Raw genomic sequence first — 23,611 nt, forward strand, 5'->3', positions numbered from 1 at the left:
GCGCCGTCCCGTGTTGAATGCCCCCATGCCCCACGGCCTTTCCCGCAAGATCCGTATCGCCTTCATCCTGCAGGTGGTGATGGCGAGCCTGGCGATCGTGATCGCCTTCTTCGTGGTCGGCACGCTGTTCAAGTACAGCTTCATCCGCAGTTCGCTGCAGGAGGAGGCCCGCCACTACTGGGAACTGCGCGAATCCGCGGCCGCACAGCCGCCGCCCAATACCTTCTCGCTGCGCGCCTACCTGGTCGAGCCGGGTGGCTCGGCCGAAGCGTTGCCGGCCTACCTGCGCGGGCTCGCCCCGGGCTTCCACGAGCTCAAGTCCGAAGGCCAGATGGTCTGGGTCGAGCGCAAGCCGCAGGGCACGTTGTACGTCGCCTTCCTGCGCGAGCAGGCCAACCGCCTGGCCTGGTGGTTCGCGGTGCTGCCGGCGATGCTGGCGCTGTTCGCGATCTACGGCGCGACCTGGCTTACCTACAAATCGTCCAAGCGCCTGGTCTCGCCGGTGGCCTGGCTGGCGCGCCAGGTCTCGCGCTGGGATCCGCGGCGGCCGGACATCGCCGCGCTGGCGCCGGACCGGCTGCCGGCAGACATGCGGGGCGAGGCGCGGCAGCTGGCCGGGGCGCTGCACGCGCTGGGCGAGCGGGTCGAGGCGCAGCTGACCCGCGAGCGCAACTTCACCCGCGACGCCAGCCATGAGCTGCGCACCCCGCTGACCGTGATCCGGGTGGCCAGCGACATGGCCCTGGCCGACGAGACCCTGGAGCCGCGCCTGGCGCGCAGCCTGCGCCGGATCCAGCGCGCCGGGCGCGACATGGAGGCGGTGGTCGATGCCTTCCTGATCCTGGCCCGCGAGCCGGACGTGGTCCCGCAGAGCGAGTGGTTCGACGTGTGCGAGGTGGTCCACGAGGAGGCGGTCAAGGCGCGCATGCTGCTGGGCGACAAGCCGGTGGAGTTGCAGGTGGTCTGCGAGGGCGCGCCGCGCATCTACGCTCCGCCGCGGGTGCTGCACGTGGTGCTCGGCAACCTGCTGCGCAACGCCTGCAGCTATACCGACCGCGGCCTGGTCGAGGTCACCGTGCACGAGGGCCTGGTACAGGTGCGCGACACCGGCATCGGCATGTCGGCCGAGGCCTTGGCGCGGGCGTTCGAGCCGTTCTACCGCGCCCGCCCCGAGTACCCGGTCGGCACCGGCCTGGGCCTGTCGATCGTGCGCCGGCTGTGCGAGCGCTTCGGCTGGACCATCGAGCTGGAGAGCACCCTGGACAGCGGCACCACTGCCCGGGTCCGCTTCAGCAGCCAGCCGCCACCGGGCACCGACCCGTACCTGCAGGGCTGAACGTTTCCCACCGGCGGGCGTCAACCGATCCCCGGGTCGTGCGTTAACCGGGGTAGTCCTCCCATCCATGCGCCCATGAGCCGAACCTCGCGTCCGAATTCCCGTCCCCGCTGGCTGCCGTTGGCCGGCGGCGTGCTCGTCCTGGCCCTCCTCGGAGGCGCTGCCTGGCACTGGGGGGGCGCGAGCCGCGACGCCGAAGCGGCGTGGCGCACCGCGCCGGTGGAGCGCGGCAACATCCGCGTGGCCATCTCCTCCACCGGCACCCTCAGCGCCACCTCGACCGTGACCGTGGGCAGCCAGATCTCCGGCCAGGTGCTGGAGGTGCTGGTGGACTACAACGACCGGGTGACCGAGGGCCAGGTGCTGGCCCGGATCGACCCCAAGACCTACGAGGCGCAGATCGCCCAGGGCAATGCCCAGATCGCCAGCGCCCAGGCCAGCCTGCGCCAGGCCCAGGCCGCCCTGGCCAACGCCGAGGCTGACTACCAGCGCAAGGCCGCCCTGGTCGAGCGCCAGCTGATCGCGCGCAGCGACGTGGACCTGGCCAAGGCGGCGCTGGACCAGGCCCGGGCCCAGGTCGCCTCGGCCCAGGCCCAGATCCGGCAGCAGGCCGCCTCCACCGAGACCACCCGGGTCAACCTGGAGCGCACCGTGATCCGCTCGCCGGTCAATGGCGTGGTCCTGACCCGCAGCATCGAGCCCGGCCAGACCGTGGCCGCCAGCCTGCAGGCCCCGGAGCTGTTCACCATCGCCGAGGACCTGTCGAAGATGAAGATCGAGCTGTCGGTGGACGAGGCCGACATCGGCCAAGTCAAGCCCGGCCAGCGCGTGAGCTTCACCGTCGACGCCTTCCCCGACCGCCAGTTCCGTGGCGAGGTGCAGCAGGTGCGCCTGGCGGCGACCACCAACAACAACGTGGTGACCTACCCGGTGGTGGTGAGCGTGGACAACAGCGACGGCACCCTGCTGCCGGGCCTGACCGTCAACGCCGAGATCGAAGTCAGCCGCCGCGACGACGTGCTCAAGGTGTCCAACGCCGCGCTGCGCTACAAGCCGGCCGACCAGCCCGCCGCCGCCGCGGCCCCGGGACGCGGCCCGCGCGGCGCCGGCATGCTCGAGGACCTGGCAGCGTTCGTGGCCGGCATGGACCTGGCCCCGGCGCAGAAGAGCGCGTTCGAGGCCGACCTGGCCGCCGCGCGCCAGCGCCAGGAGGAAATGCGCAAAGCGATGGAGGCCTCGCGCCAGGCCACGCCGCAGCAGCGCCCGGGCGCTGGCGGCCCGCCGATGATGATGATGGGCGGCGCCCGCCAGCAGCAGGCCAACGCCGGCGGGCAGATGCGCCAGCGCATGCTCGAGCGCTTCCAGCAGGATTTCGCCGGCTTCTTCGCCACCCTGGACGAGGCGCAGCGCCAGGCGGTGGAGCGCGAGCTGGCCAACCTTGCCGGCGCGCGCCGGGTGACCGTCTACCGGCTGCAGAACAACCGGCCGGTCCCGGTGGTGGTCCGGGTCGGTGCCAGCGACGGCAGCAGCACCGAGATCGCCGGCGGCGTCAAGGAAGGCGACCTGCTGGTGACCGGCGAGCGGGCGGCCTCGCGATGAGCGCGCAGTCCCCGAAGGCGGCGGGCGCCGCGGTCACCCCGGTGATCGAGACCCGCGGCCTGCGCAAGGTGTACTCGCCGGGCACCGAGGCCGAGGTGGTGGCCCTGCGCGACGTGGACCTGACGGTCATGCCGGGCGAGTTCCTCGCCATCATGGGCCCCTCCGGCTCGGGCAAGTCCACGCTGATGAACCTGATCGGCTGCCTGGACACGCCCAGCGGCGGCCAGTACCTGTGCGACGGGGTGGACGTGTCCACCCTGGACGCGGAGGAACTGGCGACCCTGCGCCGGGAGAAGATCGGCTTCGTGTTCCAGGGCTTCCACCTGCTGCCGCGCATGACCGCGTTGGAGAACGTGGCCATGCCGCTGGGCTATGCCCGCGTGCCTGTGGCCGAACGCCACGAGCGGGCGCGCGCGGCGCTCGAGGCGGTGGGCCTGGGTACGCGCGTGGACCATCGTCCCAACGAGTTGTCCGGCGGCCAGCAGCAGCGCGTGGCGATCGCCCGCGCGCTGATCAACAACCCGCCGCTGCTGCTGGCCGACGAGCCCACCGGCGCGCTGGACAGCCGCACCGGCGAGGAAATCCTGGCCCTGTTCAAGCGCCTGCGCGACGAAGGCCACACCGTGGTCCTGATCACCCACGACGCGCACGTCGCCCGCCATGCCGACCGCATCTGCGTGATGCGCGACGGCCAGCTGCACGAGGCCACGCACGAGGAGGTGGGCCCATGACCTTCATGGACATCCTGCGCACCGCGGTCTTCGCGCTGCGCGGCAACTGGATGCGCAGCGCGCTGACCTCGCTGGGCGTGATCATCGGCATCGCCGCGGTGATCGTGATGGTGTCGGTCGGCCAGGGCACGCAGGCGGAGATCGAGCGCCAGCTGGCCGGCCTGGGCGCGCAGAAGCTGGACATCGGCCCGCAGGTGCAGCGCGCCATGGGCGGCGTGCGCATGAGCGCCAGCAGCTTCTTCACCCTCACCGAGGGCGACGCCGAGGCGATCCGCGAGGAGATCCCCGAGGTGGAGCTGGTGGCCGCCTCGCTGCGCGGCAGCAGCCAGATCGTGTACGCGGAGAACAACTGGTCCACCAGCTGGCAGGGCATCCAGCCGGACTTCCTGCAGATCAACGGCTGGCAGGTCGCCAGCGGCAGCGCGTTCGAGCCGCAGCACTTCAACGGCGACAAGGTGGTGCTGCTGGGCGAGACCGTGCGCCGCGAGCTGTTCGGCGCCGGCACCGGCATCGGCGAGACGGTGCGCATCGGCCGCACCAACTTCACCGTGGTCGGCACCCTCAGGCCCAAGGGCATGAGCGGCTTCGGCCGCGACCAGGACGACGTGGTGATGGTGCCGCTGGAGACCGCGCGCCGCCGCCTGATGGGCGCCATGGGCCTGCCGCCAGGCGCGGTGATGGACATCTCGCTGACCGTGGCCCATGCCGACGACCTGGCCTACGTGCAGGGCGAGGTGGAGTCGCTGCTGCGCCAGCGCCACCGCATCGACCCGGGCGCGGCCGACGACTTCCAGGTGCGCAACGTGTCGCAGCTGGTGGCCACCCGCAACGAGACCACCCGGCAGATGTCCTGGCTGCTTGGCGCGGTGGCGACGATCTCGCTGGTCGTCGGCGGCATCGGCATCATGAACATCATGCTGGTGTCGGTAACCGAACGCATCAAGGAGATCGGCCTGCGCCTGGCGGTGGGCGCCGGTCCTTCGGACGTGCGCCGGCAGTTCCTGGCCGAGGCCATGCTGCTGTCGCTGGGTGGCGGCGTGCTGGGCATCGTGTTCGGCATCGCCGGCGCGCTGCTGGTGGGCCACTTCAACACCGACCTGCCGATCCAGCTCAACGGCAAGGTGATCACCCTGGCCGCGGCGTTCTCGGTGGCCACCGGGCTGTTCTTCGGCTACTACCCGGCACGCAAGGCCTCGCAGCTGGACCCGATCGAGGCGCTGCGGCAGTAACCCGGAACGCAGTCCACAGCCGGCCATCGCAGCGCGGTGGCCGGCTTCTTCCGTGAGGCGACCGGCGGACGCCGGGGCAGGAGCACGCATCGGCATGCGGATGCGCGCCGGGCACCCCGGACGTGCGTGCGGCAGGTCCGCAGCCGATCGCGCACGCGGACGTGCCGGTCATCCGGACAGGGAAGGAATGGATCGATGGTTGCGTGCGTCGGGAGCCTGCGCGCCGCGCCGCCGTGGCGCCAACTGCCCGCTCAGCAGGTCACAGGCCCTGCTCGTAGCGCACGTAGGGGACGGTGCCTTCCTCGGCGTCGAGGTTGGACGGGGCGAACGGGTTCTTGCCGCGGGTGACCACGTTCTCGGCGCCGACGGTGAGCTGGCCGCTCCACGGCGTGCGCCAGGTCAGGCCCAGGCCCAGGCCCAGGCCTTCCCACTTGTTGCCCGGCTGGCCGTTGACCTCGACCACGCGGCCGATGATGTTGGCGCTGAACGGGCCGTAGCCGCCGCCCACGCTCAGCGACTTGCTGTCCCAGCGATGGGCCAGGCCCGGCGCTTCGGTTACCGGTACCAGACGCGCGCGCGCATAAGTGCCGGCGATGGAGACGTAGGCCTCGCTGCCGATGTCCTTCTGGCCGAACACCTGCAGGTCGTTCTGCTCGAGCTTGCCGGCACCGGCCAGCGGGGTGCCGGAGGCTTCGGCCGACAGCCAGCCCGGCAGGGAGGCATCGCGCACGGTCCCGGCGGCCACGCCGAGGCGGTTGCCCTGGCGGCCGACGCTGGCGCTGGCCGACAGGCGGCGGCCACTGGCCTCGTGGTCGTTGCCCAGGGAGGCCAGCAGGCAGCTGCTGGCCAGGCTGTTCACGCTGGTGCCGCTGGTATTGCTGCACAGCAGGCCCAGCGAGTCGCCGGCGCCGAGGCCGAAGGCCGCGTCCAGCGACTCGCTGCCGAAGCGCCAGGTCGAACCCGGCGAACCGGGGCGGTTGCCACGCGCCGGCTCCAGCAGCAGCAGGGCCTCGACCTTGCCGCTGCCCTTGTTCCACACCGGCAGCACGGCCTGCTCGGAACCCGCCCGCACCTGGCCATGCGCGCCCGCCGCCGCGATCAGCGCGGACAGGGTAAGGGCCAGCAGGGGCGGACGGCGCAGGGACATGGCTTCCTTTCAGACCAGCGGACGGCACGGGAGTTCCCGTGCGGTCAGAGCCTGCATCGTATGGGCTTTACGAATGATTAACAAGCGCCGTTCCTCCCCGTGGACAGCCAGCTCGTCGGTGGAGCGGCGCCATGCCCTTACTGCAGGCGCTCCGGCGCCGGTGCGTTGGGCTGCGCCGGCGACCCAAACAATACCCCAATCCGGTCCAGGGGGAAGTGGTACTCGCGGCCGCAGAATTCGCAGCGGACGTCGACCTGGCCGGTGGCCGCGGCGGCCGCCCGGAACTCCTCCTCGCCCAGGCTGCGCAGCATGCCCTCCACCCGCTCCACCGAGCAGGAGCAGCCGAAGGCGACCGCGTGCTCCTCCAGCAGCTGGGGGTCTTCCTCGTGGAACAGGCGGTGCACCAGCAGCCGCGGCGGGGTCGCCAGCAGCTCGGCCTCGCCCAGGGTCTCGAACAGGGCGCCGACGCGGTTCCAGGCGTCGGCGTCGCCTTCCTCGCCGGGCAGCTTCTGCAGCATCAGGCCGGCGGCGTGCTCGCCGTCGGCGGCCAGCAGCAGGCGGGTGGGCAGCTGCTCGGACTGGCGGAAGTAGTCCTCGAAGGCCTCGGCCAGGGACTCGGCGCCGCCCAGGGCCACCAGGCTCTGGTAGCGCAGCGGTTCGCGCGGGTCCAGCCCGGGGTTCTCCACGGTGACTGCCAGCAGCGCGTCCTCGCCCAGCTGCGAGGGCGCGCGCGGGGCGTCGGCCCCGTCCTCCAGGCGGGCGATGCCGCGCACGGTGCCGGCGGCGGTGCACTCGGCGAATAGCGAGCGCAGCGGGCCGCTGGCGCGCAGCTGCACCGACAGCCGGCCGTCGACCTTCACATGGCTGGTGAACAGCGCCGCGGCGGCCACCGCCTCGCCCAGCAGCGCGGTGGCGCCGGACGGGTAGGCGGCATGGGACAGCAGTTCGCGCCAGCTGCCGGCCAGGCGCACGTAGACGCCGCGAACGCCGGCGGCGGGCAGGAGGAAGCGGCCGCGCAGGTCGCCGGCGGCGGGGACGGGGGAGGGGCTGTTGGTATCCATCGCCACACAATGCGCCGGGCGGCCGCGGTTTCCAAGCGGTGCTGGACGCTCACGCCGGAGCCGCTACCATCGCGCCGCGCATCCACCGCGTCACCGGAACCGCCGCCATCGCCGAGCCCGCCTCCAATCCGCCCCGCCGCAGGCGCCGTCGCTGGCTGCGCGTGCTGCTGTGGCTGCCGGTGCTGTTCGTGGCCGCGACCACGGCCCAGGTGGCGCTGCTGCGCTTCATCGACCCGCCGGCCTCGGCCTTCATGCTGGCCCGCCAGGCCGAGGCCTGGCGCGCGGGCGAACGGGACTTCCGGGTGGCCTACGACTGGCGCGACCTGGAGCACATCGCCCCGGCGCTGCCGATGTCGGTGATCGCGGCCGAGGACCAGAACTTCGCCCGCCACCGGGGCTTCGACCTGGACGCGATCGAGAAGGCGATGGAGAACAACGCGCGCGGCCGCCGGGTGCGCGGCGCCAGCACCATCAGCCAGCAGGTGGCCAAGAACCTGTTCCTGTGGCAGGGCCGCAGCTGGGTGCGCAAGGGCCTGGAGGCCTGGTACACGGTGCTGATCGAGGCGCTGTGGCCCAAGCGCCGGATCCTGGAGGTCTACGTCAACATCGCCGAGTTCGGCGATGGCATCTACGGCGCCCAGGCCGCCGCGCGCAGCTACTGGCGCAAGGACGCCTCGCGCCTGTCGCCAGGCGAGTGCGCGCGCCTGGCCGCGGTGCTGCCCTCGCCGCGCCGCTACAACGCCGTGCGCCCCGGCCCCTACGTGCAGCGGCGCGCGGCGTGGATCCAGCGCCAGGTGCGCCAGCTCGGCGGCCCCGCCTACCTGGAACGGCTGGACTGAGCCACGCCGCGCGGGCCTGTACGATGGGCAGGATGGACAACCAGCGGCATGACCTGTTGACCGTGGTGGTGGCGTGCTTCAACGAAGCCGACTCGCTGCCGTTGCTGCACCCGCGCATCCGCCGTGCCCTGGACGGGCTGGAGGGCGTGGCCAGCCGCATCCTGTACGTGGACGACGGCAGCCGCGACGCCACCTGGCAGCGGCTGCAGGAGATCGCCGCCGCCGACCCGGAGGTGGCGCTGCTGCGGCTGTCGCGCAACTTCGGCAAGGAGATCGCGCTGACCGCCGGGCTGGACCAGGTCACCGAGGGCGCGGCCATGATCCTCGACGCCGACGGCCAGGATCCGCCGGAGCTGATCCCCGAGTTCGTCGCGCGCTGGCGCGAGGGCTACGACGACGTCTACGGCACCCGGGTCGCGCGCGAGGGCGACAGCTGGCTGCGGCGCGGCACCGCCGCCGCGTTCTACCGCGTGATCGGGCGCCTGTCGCACACCCCGGTGCCGGCCGACACCGGCGACTATCGCCTGCTGTCGCCGCGCGTGCTGGCCGCGCTGCGCCAGCTGCGCGAACGCCACCGCTTCATGAAGGGGCTGTTCGGCTGGGTCGGCTATCGCCGCGTGGCCCTGCCGTACCGGCGCGGCGCGCGCGTGGCCGGGCGCAGCAAGTTCGGGCTGTGGCGGCTGTGGAACTTCGCCCTGGAAGGCATCACCAGCTTCTCCACCGCGCCGCTGCGGATCGCCACCTACCTGGGCCTGCTCACCGCGCTGGTGGCGTTCTTCGCCGGGATCGCGGTGGTGTTCAAGACCCTGGTGTGGGGCGACCGGGTGGCCGGCTGGCCGACGATGATGGTGGTGATCCTGTTCCTCGGCGGCGTGCAGCTGATCGCGCTGGGCACCATCGGCGAGTACCTGGGCCGGCTGTACGAGGAGGCCAAGCAACGGCCGCTGTACCTGGTCGACGCCTGGCACGCGCCGGCGGGAGTATCCTCGGCCCCACAGTCCGCGGACGGAGGCGTCCATGCGCACGGTACGTCAACTGCTGGCGGAGAAGCCGGCTGAGGTATTCGCCGTAACCCCCGACGCGCCGGTGATCGAGGCGGTGCGGCTGATGGCGGAGAAGTCGATCGGCGCGGTGCTGGTGATGCGTGGCGACGAGCTGGCCGGGATCCTTTCCGAGCGCGACTACGCGCGCAAGATCGTGCTGCAGGGCCGTTCCTCGGCCGATACCCCGGTCAGCGCGATCATGACCGGCGACGTGGTCACGGTCAGGCCCGACACCCCGGTGCCGGCCTGCATGCAGCTGGTTACCGAGCGCCGCATCCGCCATCTGCCGGTGGTCGAGCAGGGCCGGGTGACCGGGGTGATCTCGATCGGCGACCTGGTCAAGGCGGTGATCGCCGACCAGCAGGTCGAACTGGAGCAGCTGCAGCGCTACATCGCAGGCTGAGCGCGCGGCTTCAGCGCGCGTACTTGCCGCCGCAGTCGCTGTCCTCGCCCGGGCCGGTCTCGAAGGTCGCCAGCAGCGCGGCCGGCGGGGTGATGCTGCCCAGCGCCAGGGCGATCGCGCCGCGCACGCCCAGCGCCTTCATGTCCGGGCGGAAGGAGGGATCCTTGAGCGTGCCGCCCAGCCGCAGCGGCGAGCGCAGGCTGAGGATGCTGCGGTCCTTGGGGCGCGGGCGCAGCAGCAGGTCCAGGCTTTCGTCCTTCAGGCTGATCGTGCCCTCGCCGACGATGATCGTGTCGGTGCTGTCGAACGCCAGTGCGCGCGAGGTCATCAGCCCGTCGTCCACGGCGAAGTCGGCGAAGGCGCAGCGGATCGGCACCTGGCGGTCGTCGGTGAGCAGGAACTTAAGCGATTCGGCGATGTCCAGCCCGGCCAGTTCCATCACCAGGTTGCTGACCCGGCCGCGGCCCATGCCCACGGCGACGTCGCCGTCCGCTTGCGCCAGCAGCGCAGCCACCGAGTTGCCGGCGCCGGCCAGCCGCACCTCGCCGCCGATGCGCCCGGCCGTGCCTTGCGCCAGTTCGGCATTGGCGAACAGCTTCGGCAGTTCCAGCCCGCGCAGGCTGGCCTGGAGGCGGGTGCGGATCGGTGCCTTGCGCGCGTCCATGCGGATGTCCGCGCGCACCTTGCCGCCGGCCACGCCGAAATCCAGCGGCTGCAGCCGCAACAGGCCGCCCTGCAGCACCAGGTGCGCGTCCATGTCCTCGATCATCGGCAGGCTGGGGGCGTGGATTGCCTGCGCGCGCCAGCGCACGTCCGCGTCCATGGCGTTGAGCTTGGCCAGGTCGTAGGGCTTGTCGGGGAACAGGCGCGGGCTGGCGGCGCGGCGTGCGGCTTCGGCCGCCTGCTCGGGGTTGGCGGTCTCGTCGCCGCCCGCGGACGGCGGCGCGCCGAGGAAGCCGGCCAGGTCGTCGAAATCAAGCTTGCGCGAGAGCAGCTGCGCGGTGAACAGCGGGCGCTCGCCGGAGGCGTCGATCCGCACGTCGCCGGACAGGTCGCTGTCGCCTACCGTGCCCTTGAAGCCCTCGTAGCGCCACAGCTCGCCGTCGCGGCGCAGGCGACCGTCCAGTGCGTACGGCGGCGAGGGCGGCAGGGCCAGGCCCAGCAGCGGGTACAGTTCCTCCAGGTCGGCGCCGGAGAGCTTCATGCGCAGGTCGAACGTACGGAAGCGGAACGGGTTGGTGAGCGTGCCGCTGGCACTGGCCCGGGTGCGGCCGGCGCGGGCGTCCAGGTCGATCCGGTAGGGGGTGTCGCTGTCGGCCAGTTCCAGCGGCGAGGCGGCCTGGCCCTGCAGCCGGAACGCGGCGCCGCGCCAGTGGCCCTTGCCGGCGACCGCGACCGGCGCCTGGCCGCGGTCGCCGCCTTCGACGCTGTCCAGGGTGATGTCGATGTCCGTGCGCGCGGCCGCGTCGGCAAAGCGCAGGCGGCCGTCCTCGATCCACAGCCGCTCCAGCCGCCAGCGCGGATCCGGATCGGGTTCGTCGTCGCCGTCGCCGAGCTCCCAGTTGCCGCCTTCGCCGTCCGGATCCGTTTCCAGCAGGATGTCCGGGCGCACCGCCCGGATCTCCTTCATCCGCAGGCGCAGCGCCAGCAGCGGCCAGGGCGCGATGTCGACTTCCACCCGTTCGGCCGCGGCCATGCGCGGCTGCTTGGACCAGGCCGCGTTGGACAGGCTCAGCCGGTCGGCGGAAACGGTGATGGTGCGGCCCAGGTCCACGTCCAGGTCGCCGCCGATGCGGAACTCGCGTCCGGTCGCCGCGCCCACCGCGCGCTCGAGCGGGCGCTTGAACCAGTTCCAGTCGAACAGCAGCACCAGCACCAGCAATGCCAGTGCCAGCGCGCCCAGCACGTAGCCGGCCGTGCGCGAGGGCCGCCAGCGGCGCAGGCGGGCGAAGCGCGACGGTGGGGGAGGCGCGCGTTCCATGCGCCCAGTATCGGCGCGCGCCGTGCACGGCACGCGAACGCGGGGGGCGCGCGGGACCTCAGAGCGCGTGCAGGCGCGGCGACAGCACCTGGGCGCTGACGGCGACGAAGTGGCAGACGCTGCCGGCGATCACGAACAGGTGCCAGATCGCATGCGAGTAGGGGATCGACTCGCGGTGGTAGAAGACCGTGCCCAGGGTGTAGGCGACGCCGCCGCCCAGCAGCCAGCCCAGGGTCCAGCCGTCGAGCGAGGACAGCATCGGCTTGGCCGCCACGACCACCAGCCAGCCCATGGCGATGTAGATCGCGGTGGACAGGCGCTTGAAGCGGCCGGTGAAGAACAGCTTGAACACCACCCCGGCCACGGCCAGGGTCCAGATCGCGGCGAACAGGCTCCAGCCCCACGGGCCGCGCAGCCCGATCAGGGTGAAGGGCGTGTAGGTGCCGGCAATCAGCAGGTAGATCGCGCAGTGGTCGAACACCTTCAGCCGGCCCTTGGCCACCGGGTGCTGGATCGCGTGGTAGAGGGTGGAGGCGGTGTACAGCAGCAGCAGCGCCAACCCGAACACGATCGCGCTGGCCAGCTGCCAGCCGTCGCCGTAGATTGCCGCCAGCGTGATCAGCACCGCGCCGGCGGCCAGGGCCGCGGCGGCGCCGAGCCCGTGGGTCAGCGCATTGGCGATCTCGTCGCGCAGCGAGGGCGCGTCCCGGGTGGAGGATGGTGCAGGCGAAGGGGCGACCGGCATGGCGCGCACGTTACTGCAAACCCGCACCGGTTTGCATCCCGTGCGGCGTGGACCGGCCGGCAGCCCGCCAATGGCCGGCCGCCGGCGGCACGGCGTTCAGTCGACGGCCACGCTGTGGGCGTGCTCGCGGGTGGCCAGGAAGCGCACCGACGGCGCGCGTTCCTGCGCCAGCTGCAGGTTGACCCGGGTCGGGGCCAGGTAGACCAGCTCGCCGGCCGCGTCGATCGCCAGGTTCATGGCGTTCTTCTCGCGGAACTCCTCCAGCTTCTTCGCGTCGTCGCACTGGATCCAGCGCGCGGTGGCCACGCCGACAGGCTCGAAGCTGGCGTCCACGCCGTACTCGTCCTTGAGGCGGTAGGCGACCACGTCGAACTGCAGCATGCCGACCGCGCCGAGGATCAGGTCGTTGCTCATCAGCGGGCGGAAGAACTGGGTCGCGCCCTCCTCCGACAGCTGGGCCAGGCCCTTCTGCAGCTGCTTGAGCTTGAGCGGGTCCTTCAGCCGCGCGCGGCGGAACAGCTCCGGGGCGAAGTTGGGGATGCCGGTGAACGACAGCGCCTCGCCCTCGGTGAAGGTGTCGCCGATGGAGATGGTGCCGTGGTTGTGGATGCCGATCACGTCGCCCGGCCAGGCCTCGGCGGCGATCTCGCGATCGGAGGCCATGAAGGTCAGGGCGTTGGCCAGCTTCACTTCCTTGCCGCTGCGCACGTGGAAGGCCTTCATGCCGGCGGTGAAGCGGCCCGAGCACACGCGCATGAACGCGACGCGGTCGCGGTGCTGCGGGTCCATGTTGGCCTGGATCTTGAACACGAAGCCGGTCAGCTTCTCCTCCTGCGGGGCGACCTCGCGGCCGGTGGTGGCGCGCGGCTGCGGCGGTGGCGCGTGCTCGACGAAGAAGTCCAGCAGCGGCTGCACGCCGAAGTTGTTCACGCCCGAGCCGAAGAACACCGGGGTCTGTTCGCCGCGCAGGTACTTGTCCTTGTCGAACGGATCGGCCGCGCCCTGCACCAGCTCCAGTTCCTCGCGCAGGCTGGCGAGCATGTCCGCGCCGATCTTCTCCTCCAGGCCCGGCGCGTCCAGCGACGGGAAGATGGTCGAGTCCTGGCGGGTGAAGTTGCGGCCCGGCTCGTACAGGTGGACCTCGCCGCTGACCAGGTGGACCACGCCCTTCAGGCGCTGGCCCATGCCGATCGGCCAGGTCACCGGCGCGCACTTGATGCCCAGCACGGTCTCGATCTCGTCGAGCAGCTCGATCGGGTCCTTGCCCTCGCGGTCGAGCTTGTTGACGAAGGTCATGATCGGCGTGTCGCGCAGGCGGCACACCTCCATCAGCTTGATCGTGCGTTCCTCCACGCCCTTGGCCACGTCGATCACCATCAGCGCCGAGTCCACCGCGGTGAGCACGCGGTAGGTGTCCTCGCCGAAGTCGGCGTGGCCGGGGGTGTCGAGCAGGTTGACGATGCGGCCCTCGTAGGGGAACTGCATCACCGAGGAGGTCACCGAGATGCCGCGCTCCTTCTCCAGCGCCATCCAGTCGGAGGTGGCGTGGCGGGCGGCCTTGCGGCCCTTGACCGAGCCGGCCATCTGGATCGCGCCCCCGAACAGCAGCAGCTTTTCGGTCAGCGTGGTCTTGCCGGCGTCGGGGTGCGAGATGATCGCGAAGGTGCGCCGGCGCGCGGCTTCGGTTGGGACATCGGACATGGGGGATGGCGCCGGGAGGCGCTGGGTCGGGCAGGAAGCCGGCAATTATACGGGCCGCCGCCGTCGCGGGCCGGGCGTCGCCGCCAGGCCCGCGCGGGCGGGTTCAGTTGCCCAGCCAGGGATGCGGCAGGGCGCGCAGGCGGCGGATGCCGAGCGCCTGCAGGACCAGGCCGGCGACCAGCGCGGCGGCGCAGAGCGGCGGTAGCCAGCGGATCGGCCCGGCCACCTCGTTGGCCACCAGCATGACCGGCTCGCCGAGGACCAGCAGGATCGACAGCACCAGGACCGACCAGCGGCCGGCGTGGCTGTGCAGCGCCACCAGGGTCCAGCCCCAGGCCAGCGACAGGCTGCCCAGGCTCGCCCAGGCCAGCAGCGCGCAATACTCCGCGCTCGCGCCGCTGGCCACGGCGACGGCGAGCACCAGGGCGAGCGCGGGCAGGGCATGGACCAGGACCTGTTTCGCCAGGGCCCTGGCCAGCGCCGGCACCGGCTGCGGCGGCAGGCCCGGCAGCAGCGCCAGTTCGTGCAGGCCCCGGCGTGGCTGCCAGAACAGGACGAGCCGCCGCGCCAATGGGGTCATGCCGTTGGCGAAGACCAGGGTTGGCGCCAAGACCAGGGCCATGTTCAGCTTGCCGCCGACCACCACGGCGCCGAGCAGCAGCCACAGCAGCATCACCATGAGGATCGGTGCCTGCGCCACCAGCAGGTTGCGCGCCGAGTTGCGGCCGAAGCCCGGGCCCAGGGCGATGCCCAGGGCCTGCTCCGGGGCCCGCGCCAGGTCGCGCCCCACCGGGGTGTGCGGGGTCAGGGCGCCGGCCTGCTGGCCGGCGTTCGAGGCGAAAGGAGTGCCGCGGCCGAGTTGCACCGCGACCGGGACCTGCCAGGGCGATCCGCCTTCGGGATCGCGTGGCATCCACAGCCAGCAAAGGGGCAGGCCAGCAGGATCCCCAGCGCGACCATGCCCAGCCCGGCGGGGCTGCGCAGCAGCTCGGCGAGCGCTGCGGCGATGGGTTCCGGCAGCCACCGTGCGAACAGGCCCAGGTTGATCATCAGCAGCATCGTCCACGGCGGCATGCTGGCCCACAGCAACCCGGTCGCCACGCCGATCGCCAGGATCGACGCGGCCATCGCGAAGCCGCCGCCGCTTGCCAGCGCCAGCACCGCGGCCGGCGGCAGCACTGCCAGCGCCATCATGGCCACGCCGGTGGCGATCGCATGGCGCAGCGCATGCGGCAGGCGCAGCCGCGACGCCGCCACGGCCTGGGCGACCAGGCGGCCGCCGGCCAGGAACGACCAGAACGCGGTCAGGCACGCGGCCAGCATGACGGGCACCAGGAGCGCCCGGGGCGAGGGATCGCCCAGCAGCGCCAGCACCAGGCCGATGGCGCTGGCCGCGGCGATGATGGCCCAGGTCCAGCCGCCGGTGGCCACGGCGCTGCGCATCGGGCCGGGCACGCGCAAGACGGTGCGGGGGGTGATCGGGGCGGCGCTCATCCGGCCACCTCGATGAACAGGTCTTCCAGGCCCAGGCGGTCGACGCGCACGCCTTCCACCAGCAGCAGGTCCTGCCAGCCCTTGCGGCCGGCCACGACCAGCTGCAGCTCGCCGCCGGCGGTCTGGCGGCGCACCAGCTCGCCCGGGAGCGCGGCCGGCACGCGTGCGGCCGCGGCGGCCGGCACGTGGATGCGCACGACTTCGTCCTTGACCTCGTCCAGGGCGCGGTCGAGCAGCAGCCGGCCCTCCTGCAGGAAGGCCACCCGCGAGGCGACGCGTTCCAGGTCGCTGACGATGTGGCTGGAGAACAGCACCGTGGTGCCCGAGTCCATGGCCTGGGTCACCAGCTCGCGCAGCAGTTCGCGGCGCGCCACCGGGTCCAGCGCCGAGGCCGGCTCGTCCAGCACCAGCAGCCACGGGCGCGGGGCCAGGCACGCGCCATCGCCAGGCGCTGCGCCTGGCCGGGCGAGAGCTTGCCGATCGGCCGCGACGGGTCGATGTCCCAGCGGCGCAACAGGCCCGCGGCGTGCGCCGGATCCCAGTCCGGATACAGCTGCGACAGGTAGTCGAACAGCTGCCCGACCTTCATCCACGAGAACGCCTGCGGCTGCTGCGGCACGTAGCCCAGGCGCGCCTTGCGCACCTCGTCCAGGGCCAGCGCAGGGGCACCCATCACCCGCGCCTCGCCGGCCTGCGGCCGCAGCAGGCCCAGCAGGCAGCCGATCAGGCTGCTCTTGCCGGCGCCGTTGCGGCCGACCAGGGCCAGCACCTCGCCCTGCGGTACGTCCAGTTCGATCCCGCGCAGTACCTCGTGGCAGCCATAGGCCAGGTGGATGCCACGCGCGGAGAGCGGCATTCCGGTGTCCAGTACGGGTGCGGGCACGGCCAGGGCATTCATGCGTCGTCCTCTTCCAGGAGTTGGCGCAACCGCGCGAGCACACGGTCGACGGGGAGTTCCAGTTCTCGGCTGTGGCGGGCGGCCTCGCGCAGGGCGGGCTCGAGCTGCTGCATGCGTGCGGCCACGCTCCCGATGGGGCGGGCACCGTGGGCCACGACCATGCCCTTCCCGCGCAGGCGCTCCAGCACGCCTTCGGCCTCGAGCTGGCTGTAGGCGCGGGAGACCGTCATCGGGTTGATGGCATGGACCGCGGCGACCTCGCGCACGGAGGGCAGGGCATCGCCCGGGCGCAGGTGGCCGGCGCTGGCGAGGCGCCGGATCTGCTCGGCGATCTGCCGGTAGATCGGGTCCGGCAGCCCCGGGTTGATGTGCAGCGAGGAGGCATCCATGTGTATCAATGCAACAATACACTTGGCCCGTGTCAAGCCATGCAACGCGCGGTGGGCTCGATGGGGGATGCAGTGGGGCCGGGCAGGGCCCGCGCCGGATCAGTGGCCGTCGCTATCGGCGTCGCGGGCGAAACGCAGTTCCGAGGGGCCGGCGAACATGCGGAACGGCACCGATTCCAGGCGCATGCCGCGGTTGACCTGTACCGCGAAGTGCAGGTGCGGGGCGGTGCTGAAACCGGTATTGCCCGACAGGGCGATGCGCTGGCCCTGGCGCACCCGCTGCCCGACCCGCACCAGCACCCCGTCGGCCTTGAGGTGGGCATACAGGGCCATGCTCCCGTCCGCATGCAGGATGCGCACGTAGTTGGCGCGGCCGCCGTAGCGCCCGAGGTCCAGGCCGGTGCCGGCATGGTCCGATTCGACCTGCATCACCACGCCCTCGCGCGCGGCCAGCACCGGGGTGCCCTCGGGCATGGCGAAATCCACCGCGTAGCGGTTCTGCGCGTCGGCATGGCTGAAGCTGCCGCCGAAACCCTGGTCCACCCGCACCCGCGGGTGCTCGAACGGCAGGCGGTATTCGTAGTCCAGCGGGCGTGCGCGCGGGTCGCCCGGCATCTGTTCCAGTACCACGTCGAAGCTGCCGCCGCGGCGCGGGTCGCTGGCATAGAGGCGGGCGACCACCGCTTCGGCATGCGCCGGCACCACCGTGCGCACGGGCATCGCCGGCGCGCTGGTGACGTTCTCGCCCTCGCGCAGGCGCAACACCACCTCCACCGGTCCGGGCAGGCGGTTGCCGGCGCGCACCTCGTGGTGGCTGCCGCGGTCGACCAGACGCAGCTGCACCGGCGGGCCGTCCTCGCCGCGGTAGCGCGGCCCGGCCTCGTTGGCGGCGGCGTCGGCAGGCGGAACCTCGCGGTAATGTCCGGCGCCGCCCTGGTCGCCGCGCCAGAAGCGTGAAGCCCCGGCGGGGCTGGCGCCCAGGGCCAGGCCGGCCAGCACCAGCAACAGCCAGCGCCGTGCGCGTAGCCGCCTCACCGGCTGCCTCCGGCGTGCCGGCCGGCGAGCTGCGGGAGGAGCGGGGCGGGGCGGGCTGGGGGCATGGGCGTGATTATCCGCACGCTTCCGACGCGACGCGCAATTAGTTTCATCTCTGCATCAAGATGAAGCGATTGACACGCCCGGGAGGGGGTGGCAATCTGGCCGCGCCATCGAGACCGGCGGAGGGACAGGCCCTTTGATGCCGGGGCAGCCAGCGGACGCGCAAGCGTTGCGCAACGGTGCCAAATCCTGCGGGGACCTCCGCGTCCACCGGAAGATGGTTCGAACGTGCCGCCAGGCATGTCGAACGCGGGCCGCGCAGGCTCGGTGGCGTGACCTTTCCCGGATCCGCCACGCCCGTGAACACCGCCTCCGCCGCCACCCGCGAACCTCCCTGTACCACCGCCCAGCGCGGCGAGATCGCCGTGGCCCTGCCGATGCGCCATGCCGGCGTGCAGGCGGTGGCGCTGCGCTACGAGCTGCAGGGACCGGCCGACGCACCGGTGGTGCTGGTGGCCGGTGGCATTTCCGCGCACCGCCATGTCTCGGCCAGCGCGCAGTTCCCGGAGAAGGGCTGGGCCAACGAGCTGGTGGCGCCGGGTCGCACCCTGGACCCGGCGCGCTTCCGCGTGCTGGCGTTCGATTACGTCGCCGCCGACGGCCGCCTGGACGTGCCGGTGGACACCGCCGACCAGGCCGATGCCGCGGCGTTGCTGCTGGACGCGCTGGAGATCGGGCGGCTGCACGCATTCGTCGGTTATTCCTACGGGGCGATGGTCGGCCTGCAGTTCGGCGCGCGGCATCCTGCGCGCCTGCGCCACCTGGTGGCGGTCAGCGGCGTGCACCGCCCGCATCCGTACGCCTGTGCCTGGCGCGCGCTGCAGCGGCGCGCGGTGGCGCTGGGCCAGCTGCAGTGCGCCGATGCCGCCGGCCTGGCCCTGGCGCGGCAGTTCGCCATGCTCAGCTACCGCACGCCGGAGGAGTTCGGCGAGCGCTTCGACAGTGCGCCGGAAATCGTCAACGGCCGCGTGCGCTGCGCCGCCGAGGACTACCTCGATGCCGCCGGCGCGCAGTACGTGGCGCGTACCCCGGTCACCGCCTTCCTGCGCCTGTCCGAGTCCATCGACCTGCACCGGATCGATCCGGCCGCGGTGCAGGTGCCGGTCACCGTGGTCGCCGTGGAAGGCGACCGCCTGGTGCCGCTGACCGATTCGGTGAACCTGGTCGAGGGCCTGGCCGGGCGCGGCCAGCTGCGCGTGCTGCGCTCGCCGTACGGGCACGACGCCTTCCTCAAGGAAACCGACCGCATCGACCTCATTCTCGCCGCCGTCCTGCGCGGCACCGGAGCCGCCGCATGAGCACCCAGTCCTTCCCCGCCCCTTCCTCCCCCTGTCGTCCGGCCACCACCGCGGTGCGCGCCGGCATCGACCGCGACACCGCCTACGGCGCGGTGACCCCGCCGATCGTGCTGTCGAGCAACTTCAGCTTCGACGGCTTCGGCAACAAGCGCCAGTACGACTACACCCGCAGCGGCAATCCGACCCGCGACCTGCTGGCCGAGGCCCTGTCCGAACTGGAAAGCGGCGCCGGCGGCGTGGTCACCGCCACCGGCATGGGCGCGATCTGCCTGGTGCTGCACGCGCTGCTGCAGCCGGGCGACCGCCTGGTCGTGCCGCACGACGCCTACGGCGGCAGCTGGCGCCTGTTCAACGCGCTGGCCGCCAAGGGCCATTTCGAGCTGGTCACCGCCGACCTCACCGATCCGTGCTCGCTGGCCGATGCGCTGGCGACCTCGCCGAAGCTGGTGCTGGTGGAGACCCCGTCCAATCCGCTGCTGCGCATCACCGACCTGCGCCTGGTGATCGACGCCGCGCACCGCGCCGGCGCGCGGGTGGTGGTCGACAACACCTTCCTGTCGCCGGCGCTGCAGAAGCCGCTGGCGCTGGGCGCGGACCTGGTGCTGCATTCGACCACCAAGTACGTCAACGGCCACAGCGACGTGGTCGGCGGCGCGGTGGTGGCGGCCGATGCGGAAACCCACCAGCAGCTGGTGTGGTGGGCCAATGCGCTGGGCCTGACCGGCTCGCCGTTCGACAGCTTCCTGACCCTGCGCGGCCTGCGCACGCTCGATGCGCGCATGCGCGTGCACCAGGAGAACGCGGCGGCGATCGTCGCCCTGCTGGACGGGCATCCGGCGGTGGAGAAGGTGTACTTCCCGGGCCTGGCCTCGCATCCGGGCCATGCCGTGGCCGCGCGCCAGCAGGCCGGCTTCGGCGCGATGCTCAGCTTCGAGCTGCGCGGCGGCGAGCCGGCGGTGCGTGCCTTCGTCGACAGCCTGCGCTGGTTCACCCTGGCCGAATCGCTGGGCGGGGTGGAGAGCCTGGTCGCGCATCCGGCCTCCATGACCCATGCGGCGATGACGCCCGAGGCGCGCGCCAAGGCCGGCATCTCCGACGGCCTGCTGCGGCTGTCGGTGGGCATCGAGGCCGAGGCCGACCTGGTTGCCGACGTGGCCGCCGCGCTGGCCGCGGCCGAGGCCGCGATCCCGGCGCAGCCGGAACGGGCCAGCGCATGAGCGCGCTGGCCGGTCCTGGCCTGCAGCCGCCGCGTCCGCGCGCCGCGCCTGCCACGCGGCGCCTGGCACTGCTGGGCACCGGCGCGGTCGGCAGCGCCTTCGTGGCCCGTTACCGGTTGCTGCAGCAGCGCGGCCTGGCGCTGCCGCCGGTGGCGTGGCTGGCGAATTCGCGCGCGGTGCTGAAGGCCGGGCGCGACCTGGAGGCTGCGCTGGCGGTGGCCAATGCCGCGCCGCCGCGCGCGGCCGAACTGCAGGGCTGGGCCGAGGCGGAGGCCCTGCGTCCCGGCGACGTGCTGGTCGACGCCACCGCCAGCGAGCTGGTGGCCAACTGGCATCCGGAGTGGCTGGCGCGCGGGGTCAACGTGGTCACCGCCAACAAGCTGGGCCATGGTGGCCTGCTGGCGCGCTCGCAGGCGATCTGCGAGGCGCAGGCGCACACCGGTGCCAGCTACGGCGATAGCGCCACGGTCGGCGCCGGGCTGCCACTGCTGCGCAGCCTGCGCGGGCTGGTGGCCGGCGGCGACCATATCCATGCGGTGGAAGGCGTGCTGTCCGGCTCGCTGGCCTGGCTGTTCAACCGTTACGACGGCAGCCGGCCGTTCTCGGCGCTGGTGGCCGAGGCCGCCAGCGCCGGCTACACCGAGCCGGATCCGCGCGTGGACCTGTCCGGCGAGGACGTGCGCCGCAAGCTGCTGATCCTGGCGCGCGCCGCCGGCCTGGCGCTGGAGGTGCGGCAGGTGCAGGTGGAATCGCTGGTGCCGCCGGCGCTGGCGCAGTTGCCGGCCGATGCGGTGGCCGCGGCGCTGCCGCAGCTGGACGCGGCGCTGGCCGCGCGCCTGCAGCAGGCGCGCGCGCAGGGCGGGGTGCTGCGTTTCGTCGGCCGCTTCGACGCCGACGGCGCCCAGGCTTCGCTGCAGGTGCTGCCGGCCGCACATCCGCTGGCCGCCGGTGCCGGCACCGACAACCGCGTGGCGATCCGTTCGGACCGCTACCGCGAGCAGCCGCTGCTGATCCAGGGCCCGGGTGCGGGCGCGGAGATCACCGCGGCGGCGCTGCTGGACGACGTGCTGCGCATCGCCGCCTGAGCCGCCGCGCGCGGCTCAGCACTCGATGACGTTGACCGCCAGGCCGCCGCGGCTGGTTTCCTTGTACTTGTCCTGCATGTCGCGGCCGGTGTCGCGCATGGTGCGGATCACCTTGTCCAGCGAGACCTTGTGCTGGCCGTCGCCGCGCATGGCCATGCGCACGGCGTTGATCGCCTTCACCGCGCCCATCGCGTTGCGCTCGATGCAGGGGATCTGCACCAGTCCGCCGATCGGGTCGCAGGTCAGGCCGAGGTTGTGCTCCATGCCGATCTCGGCCGCGTTCTCGACCTGGTTGGGGGTGGCCCCCAGCGCCGCGGCCAGGCCGGCGGCGGCCATCGAGCAGGCCACCCCGACCTCGCCCTGGCAGCCGACCTCGGCGCCGGAGATCGAGGCGTTCTCCTTGTAGAGGATGCCGATCGCGGCGGCGGTGAGCAGGAAGTCGAACACGCCCTGCTCGCTGCTGCCGGGGCAGAAGCGGTCGTAGTAGTGCAGCACCGCGGGGATGATCCCGGCCGCGCCGTTGGTGGGCGCGGTGACCACGCGCCCGCCGGCGGCGTTCTCCTCGTTCACCGCCAGCGCGTAGAGGTTGACCCAGTCCAGCGTGGTCAGCGGATCGCGCATGGCCGCCTCCGGCTTGGACGACAGTTCGCGGTACAGGCCCGGCGCGCGGCGGGCCACGTGCAGGCCGCCGGGCAGGGTGCCCTCGGCGCGGATGCCGCGAGCCACGCAGGCCTGCATCGCGTTCCAGATCGCGCGCAGGCCGTCGCGGATCTCTTCCTCGCCGCGCCAGGCCAGTTCGTTGGCGAACATCACCCGGGCAATGCTCAGGCCGCTGTCGGCGCAGCGCCGCAGCAGCTCCTCACCGCTGGAGAAGGGGTAGGGCAGGGCGGTGTCGTCCGGCACGATGCGGTCTTCGGCCGCCTCGTCCGGGTTGACCACGAAGCCGCCGCCGACCGAGTAGTAGTCGCGCGTGGCCAGCACCGCGCCATCGGCGTCGTAGGCGGTGAAGCGCATGCCATTGGTGTGGAACGGCAGCTTCTGGCGCTTGTTCATCACCAGGTCGCGCTTCTCGTCGAACGCCACCGCATGGCCGGGCGCCAGGCGCACCTTGCCTTCGCCGCGGATGCGCGCCAGCAGGCCGGGGATGGCGTCCGGGTCGACGGTGTCCGGCTGGTGGCCCTCCAGGCCCAGCAGCAGCGCCTTGTCGGTGCCATGGCCGCGGCCGGTCAGGGCCAGCGAGCCGAACACCTCCGCGCGTATCCGCGCCACCTCGGCCACCCGCCCCGGTTCCACCAGCCAGTGGCCGACGAAGCGCGCGGCGGCGCGCATCGGGCCGACGGTGTGCGAGGAGCTGGGACCGATGCCGATCTTGAACAGGTCGAAGGTGCTGACGGCCATCGCGGCAACCACGGGAACGGGCCGTCATTGTATTGGTTGCCGGAGAAACGGACATGACGCGCCGCGGGCCAGCGGCTAAGGTAGCCGCCCAACGCAGCCTCACGGGGATCGGGAATGGGCCTGGTGCTCTACCAGCGCGACGACTGCCACCTCTGCGACCAGGCGCTGGCCGTGCTGGCCGCGGCGCGCGCGCCGGAGCCGCAGAGCGTGTTCATCGACGACGACGCCACGCTGGAGGCGCGCTACGGCACGCGCGTGCCGGTGCTGCGCGACGCCGGCGGGCGCGAGCTGGACTGGCCGTTCGACGTGGCCCGCCTGCGCCAGTGGCTGGCCGGCTGAGCGGCCGCGCGCGGGCCGGTCACGGCTGCTTGAACACCACCTTGGTGCTGACGTTGACCGCGTTGGGGATCAGGTCGGTGTCGGCCCAGTCGCCGCCGCCGACGCCGAAGTCCAGGCGCTGGACCACGGCGCGGCCGGTCAGCACCGGCTGCGGGCCCGAGGCATCCCAGCTGAAGGTCAGGGTCACCGGCTTGCTGACGCCGCGCAGTTCCAGGGTGCCATCGGCGGCGTACTGGCCGTCGGCCAGCTTGCGGAAGCCGCTGGCGGTGTAGCGCGCCTGGGCATGGCGGCCGATGTCGAAGAAGTCGGCGGTGCGCAGGGTCGAGTCGCGGTCGGTGTTGCCGGTGGCCGCGCTGGCCAGGTTGATGCTCACCTCCAGCTTGCCCTCGGCCGGCTTGGCCGGGTCGAAGCGCAGGCGGGTGTTGAACTCGTGGAAGCGGCCGGTAAACAGCTCGCCGTCGTAACGGCTGGCGAAGGCCAGGGTCGAGCCCTCGGCCTGGACGTATTCGCTGGCGATGGCCGGTGCGGCGGCCAGCATTCCAGCCAGCAGGGCGGCGACGGCGGCAGGGGTGGTCAGCAT

At 72.5% G+C, this 23,611-nt stretch carries 24 protein-coding genes and 1 riboswitch; of the genes, 11 read left to right on the forward strand and 13 right to left on the reverse strand.

Features of this window, described 5'->3' with window-relative positions; all coding sequences use genetic code 11:
- The first annotated feature begins 25 nt into the window (after positions 1 to 25).
- The 4 genes from EIM47_RS02770 to EIM47_RS02785 all read left to right on the forward strand — a co-directional run bounded on the left by EIM47_RS02770 (position 26) and on the right by EIM47_RS02785 (position 4,895).
- Positions 26 to 1,336, forward strand: a complete 1,311-nt coding sequence (locus EIM47_RS02770; protein WP_125076048.1) for a HAMP domain-containing sensor histidine kinase — start codon at positions 26 to 28, stop codon at positions 1,334 to 1,336.
- A 75-nt stretch (positions 1,337 to 1,411) separates the two neighbouring features.
- Positions 1,412 to 2,935 (forward strand): efflux RND transporter periplasmic adaptor subunit, encoded by a 1,524-nt coding sequence (locus EIM47_RS02775; RefSeq protein WP_125076050.1) that lies wholly within the window; start codon positions 1,412 to 1,414, stop codon positions 2,933 to 2,935.
- Positions 2,932 to 3,666, forward strand: a complete 735-nt coding sequence (locus EIM47_RS02780) for an ABC transporter ATP-binding protein (RefSeq protein WP_019399820.1) — start codon at positions 2,932 to 2,934, stop codon at positions 3,664 to 3,666. The genes EIM47_RS02775 and EIM47_RS02780 overlap by 4 nt, the downstream gene beginning before the upstream one ends.
- Positions 3,663 to 4,895 carry an ABC transporter permease gene (locus EIM47_RS02785; RefSeq protein WP_125076052.1) on the forward strand — a complete coding sequence of 411 codons (1,233 nt, stop codon included), beginning with the start codon at positions 3,663 to 3,665 and terminating at the stop codon, positions 4,893 to 4,895. The genes EIM47_RS02780 and EIM47_RS02785 overlap by 4 nt, the downstream gene beginning before the upstream one ends.
- 259 nt (positions 4,896 to 5,154) lie before the next feature.
- On the opposite strand, the gene EIM47_RS02790 is transcribed toward EIM47_RS02785, so the two are convergent.
- Both EIM47_RS02790 and EIM47_RS02795 read right to left on the reverse strand, forming a co-directional pair.
- Positions 5,155 to 6,042 carry a hypothetical protein gene (locus tag EIM47_RS02790; protein ID WP_125076054.1) on the reverse strand — a complete coding sequence of 296 codons (888 nt, stop codon included), beginning with the start codon at positions 6,040 to 6,042 and terminating at the stop codon, positions 5,155 to 5,157.
- 137 nt (positions 6,043 to 6,179) lie between these two features.
- Positions 6,180 to 7,103 (reverse strand): Hsp33 family molecular chaperone HslO, encoded by a 924-nt coding sequence (locus EIM47_RS02795; RefSeq protein WP_019399823.1) that lies wholly within the window; start codon positions 7,101 to 7,103, stop codon positions 6,180 to 6,182.
- A gap of 107 nt (positions 7,104 to 7,210) precedes the next feature.
- On the opposite strand from EIM47_RS02795, the gene mtgA reads away from it, so the two are divergent.
- From mtgA to EIM47_RS02810, 3 genes are read left to right on the forward strand one after another with little or no spacing between them, the layout of a single operon-like run.
- Positions 7,211 to 7,942 (forward strand): monofunctional biosynthetic peptidoglycan transglycosylase, encoded by a 732-nt coding sequence (gene mtgA, locus EIM47_RS02800; protein WP_026010770.1) that lies wholly within the window; start codon positions 7,211 to 7,213, stop codon positions 7,940 to 7,942.
- A gap of 32 nt (positions 7,943 to 7,974) precedes the next feature.
- Positions 7,975 to 9,000, forward strand: coding sequence for a glycosyltransferase family 2 protein (locus EIM47_RS02805; RefSeq protein ID WP_125076056.1), 1,026 nt, complete (start codon positions 7,975 to 7,977; stop codon positions 8,998 to 9,000).
- Complete coding sequence (locus EIM47_RS02810; protein ID WP_028915894.1) at positions 8,960 to 9,388, forward strand: CBS domain-containing protein; 429 nt, start codon at positions 8,960 to 8,962, stop codon at positions 9,386 to 9,388. The genes EIM47_RS02805 and EIM47_RS02810 overlap by 41 nt, the downstream gene beginning before the upstream one ends.
- 10 nt (positions 9,389 to 9,398) lie before the next feature.
- Here EIM47_RS02810 and EIM47_RS02815 read toward each other — a convergent pair whose 3' ends face one another.
- The 9 genes from EIM47_RS02815 to EIM47_RS02850 form a co-directional block, all read right to left on the reverse strand.
- On the reverse strand, positions 9,399 to 11,369 hold the full coding sequence (locus EIM47_RS02815) for an AsmA family protein (RefSeq protein WP_125076057.1): 1,971 nt from the start codon (positions 11,367 to 11,369) through the stop codon (positions 9,399 to 9,401).
- Between the two features lie 58 nt (positions 11,370 to 11,427).
- On the reverse strand, positions 11,428 to 12,114 hold the full coding sequence (locus tag EIM47_RS02820) for a hemolysin III family protein (RefSeq protein ID WP_125076059.1): 687 nt from the start codon (positions 12,112 to 12,114) through the stop codon (positions 11,428 to 11,430).
- A 96-nt stretch (positions 12,115 to 12,210) separates the two neighbouring features.
- On the reverse strand, positions 12,211 to 13,815 hold the full coding sequence (locus EIM47_RS02825) for a peptide chain release factor 3 (RefSeq protein WP_125076061.1): 1,605 nt from the start codon (positions 13,813 to 13,815) through the stop codon (positions 12,211 to 12,213).
- A 103-nt stretch (positions 13,816 to 13,918) separates the two neighbouring features.
- Positions 13,919 to 14,680: a hypothetical protein gene (locus tag EIM47_RS02830; RefSeq protein ID WP_125076063.1), complete on the reverse strand. Its 762-nt coding sequence runs from the start codon at positions 14,678 to 14,680 to the stop codon at positions 13,919 to 13,921.
- A complete protein-coding gene (locus tag EIM47_RS02835; RefSeq protein ID WP_125076065.1) occupies positions 14,620 to 15,309 on the reverse strand; it encodes a hypothetical protein in 690 nt (229 codons plus the stop codon). Before EIM47_RS02835 ends, EIM47_RS02830 begins: the two co-directional genes overlap by 61 nt.
- Positions 15,306 to 15,716: a hypothetical protein gene (locus EIM47_RS16165; RefSeq protein ID WP_343202894.1), complete on the reverse strand. Its 411-nt coding sequence runs from the start codon at positions 15,714 to 15,716 to the stop codon at positions 15,306 to 15,308. Before EIM47_RS16165 ends, EIM47_RS02835 begins: the two co-directional genes overlap by 4 nt.
- Entirely contained in the window at positions 15,650 to 16,207 is a 558-nt protein-coding gene (locus tag EIM47_RS16170; RefSeq protein ID WP_343202895.1) for an ATP-binding cassette domain-containing protein, read from the reverse strand. The genes EIM47_RS16165 and EIM47_RS16170 overlap by 67 nt, the downstream gene beginning before the upstream one ends.
- Positions 16,204 to 16,596: a GntR family transcriptional regulator gene (locus EIM47_RS02845; protein WP_019399831.1), complete on the reverse strand. Its 393-nt coding sequence runs from the start codon at positions 16,594 to 16,596 to the stop codon at positions 16,204 to 16,206. The genes EIM47_RS16170 and EIM47_RS02845 overlap by 4 nt, the downstream gene beginning before the upstream one ends.
- Positions 16,597 to 16,695: 99 nt before the next feature.
- The gene (locus tag EIM47_RS02850; protein WP_232207944.1) at positions 16,696 to 17,631 is read right to left on the reverse strand and encodes a M23 family metallopeptidase; all 936 of its coding nucleotides are present in this window, start codon (positions 17,629 to 17,631) and stop codon (positions 16,696 to 16,698) included.
- Positions 17,632 to 17,798: 167 nt separating this feature from the next.
- Positions 17,799 to 17,918, forward strand: a riboswitch (SAM riboswitch).
- Positions 17,919 to 17,993: 75 nt separating this feature from the next.
- Between EIM47_RS02850 and EIM47_RS02855 the strand changes: the two genes are divergently transcribed.
- Genes EIM47_RS02855 through EIM47_RS02865 form a run of 3 tightly spaced genes read left to right on the forward strand, consistent with a single transcriptional unit; the run spans position 17,994 to position 21,294 of the window.
- Positions 17,994 to 18,992: a homoserine O-succinyltransferase gene (locus tag EIM47_RS02855; RefSeq protein WP_019399833.1), complete on the forward strand. Its 999-nt coding sequence runs from the start codon at positions 17,994 to 17,996 to the stop codon at positions 18,990 to 18,992.
- On the forward strand, positions 18,989 to 20,209 hold the full coding sequence (locus EIM47_RS02860) for an O-succinylhomoserine (thiol)-lyase (RefSeq protein WP_026010772.1): 1,221 nt from the start codon (positions 18,989 to 18,991) through the stop codon (positions 20,207 to 20,209). Before EIM47_RS02855 ends, EIM47_RS02860 begins: the two co-directional genes overlap by 4 nt.
- On the forward strand, positions 20,206 to 21,294 hold the full coding sequence (locus EIM47_RS02865) for a homoserine dehydrogenase (protein WP_019399835.1): 1,089 nt from the start codon (positions 20,206 to 20,208) through the stop codon (positions 21,292 to 21,294). Before EIM47_RS02860 ends, EIM47_RS02865 begins: the two co-directional genes overlap by 4 nt.
- Positions 21,295 to 21,309: 15 nt before the next feature.
- Here the strand turns inward: EIM47_RS02865 and EIM47_RS02870 are convergent, their stop codons facing one another.
- Positions 21,310 to 22,692, reverse strand: a complete 1,383-nt coding sequence (locus EIM47_RS02870; protein WP_019399836.1) for an L-serine ammonia-lyase — start codon at positions 22,690 to 22,692, stop codon at positions 21,310 to 21,312.
- Between the two features lie 114 nt (positions 22,693 to 22,806).
- Between EIM47_RS02870 and EIM47_RS02875 the strand changes: the two genes are divergently transcribed.
- Positions 22,807 to 23,031 (forward strand): glutaredoxin family protein, encoded by a 225-nt coding sequence (locus EIM47_RS02875; RefSeq protein WP_019399837.1) that lies wholly within the window; start codon positions 22,807 to 22,809, stop codon positions 23,029 to 23,031.
- 19 nt (positions 23,032 to 23,050) lie between these two features.
- On the opposite strand, the gene EIM47_RS02880 is transcribed toward EIM47_RS02875, so the two are convergent.
- Positions 23,051 to 23,611: a YceI family protein gene (locus tag EIM47_RS02880; RefSeq protein WP_039731778.1), complete on the reverse strand. Its 561-nt coding sequence runs from the start codon at positions 23,609 to 23,611 to the stop codon at positions 23,051 to 23,053.

It is taken from the genome of Pseudoxanthomonas sp. SGT-18, from assembly GCF_003931645.1.
Lineage (GTDB): Bacteria > Pseudomonadota > Gammaproteobacteria > Xanthomonadales > Xanthomonadaceae > Pseudoxanthomonas.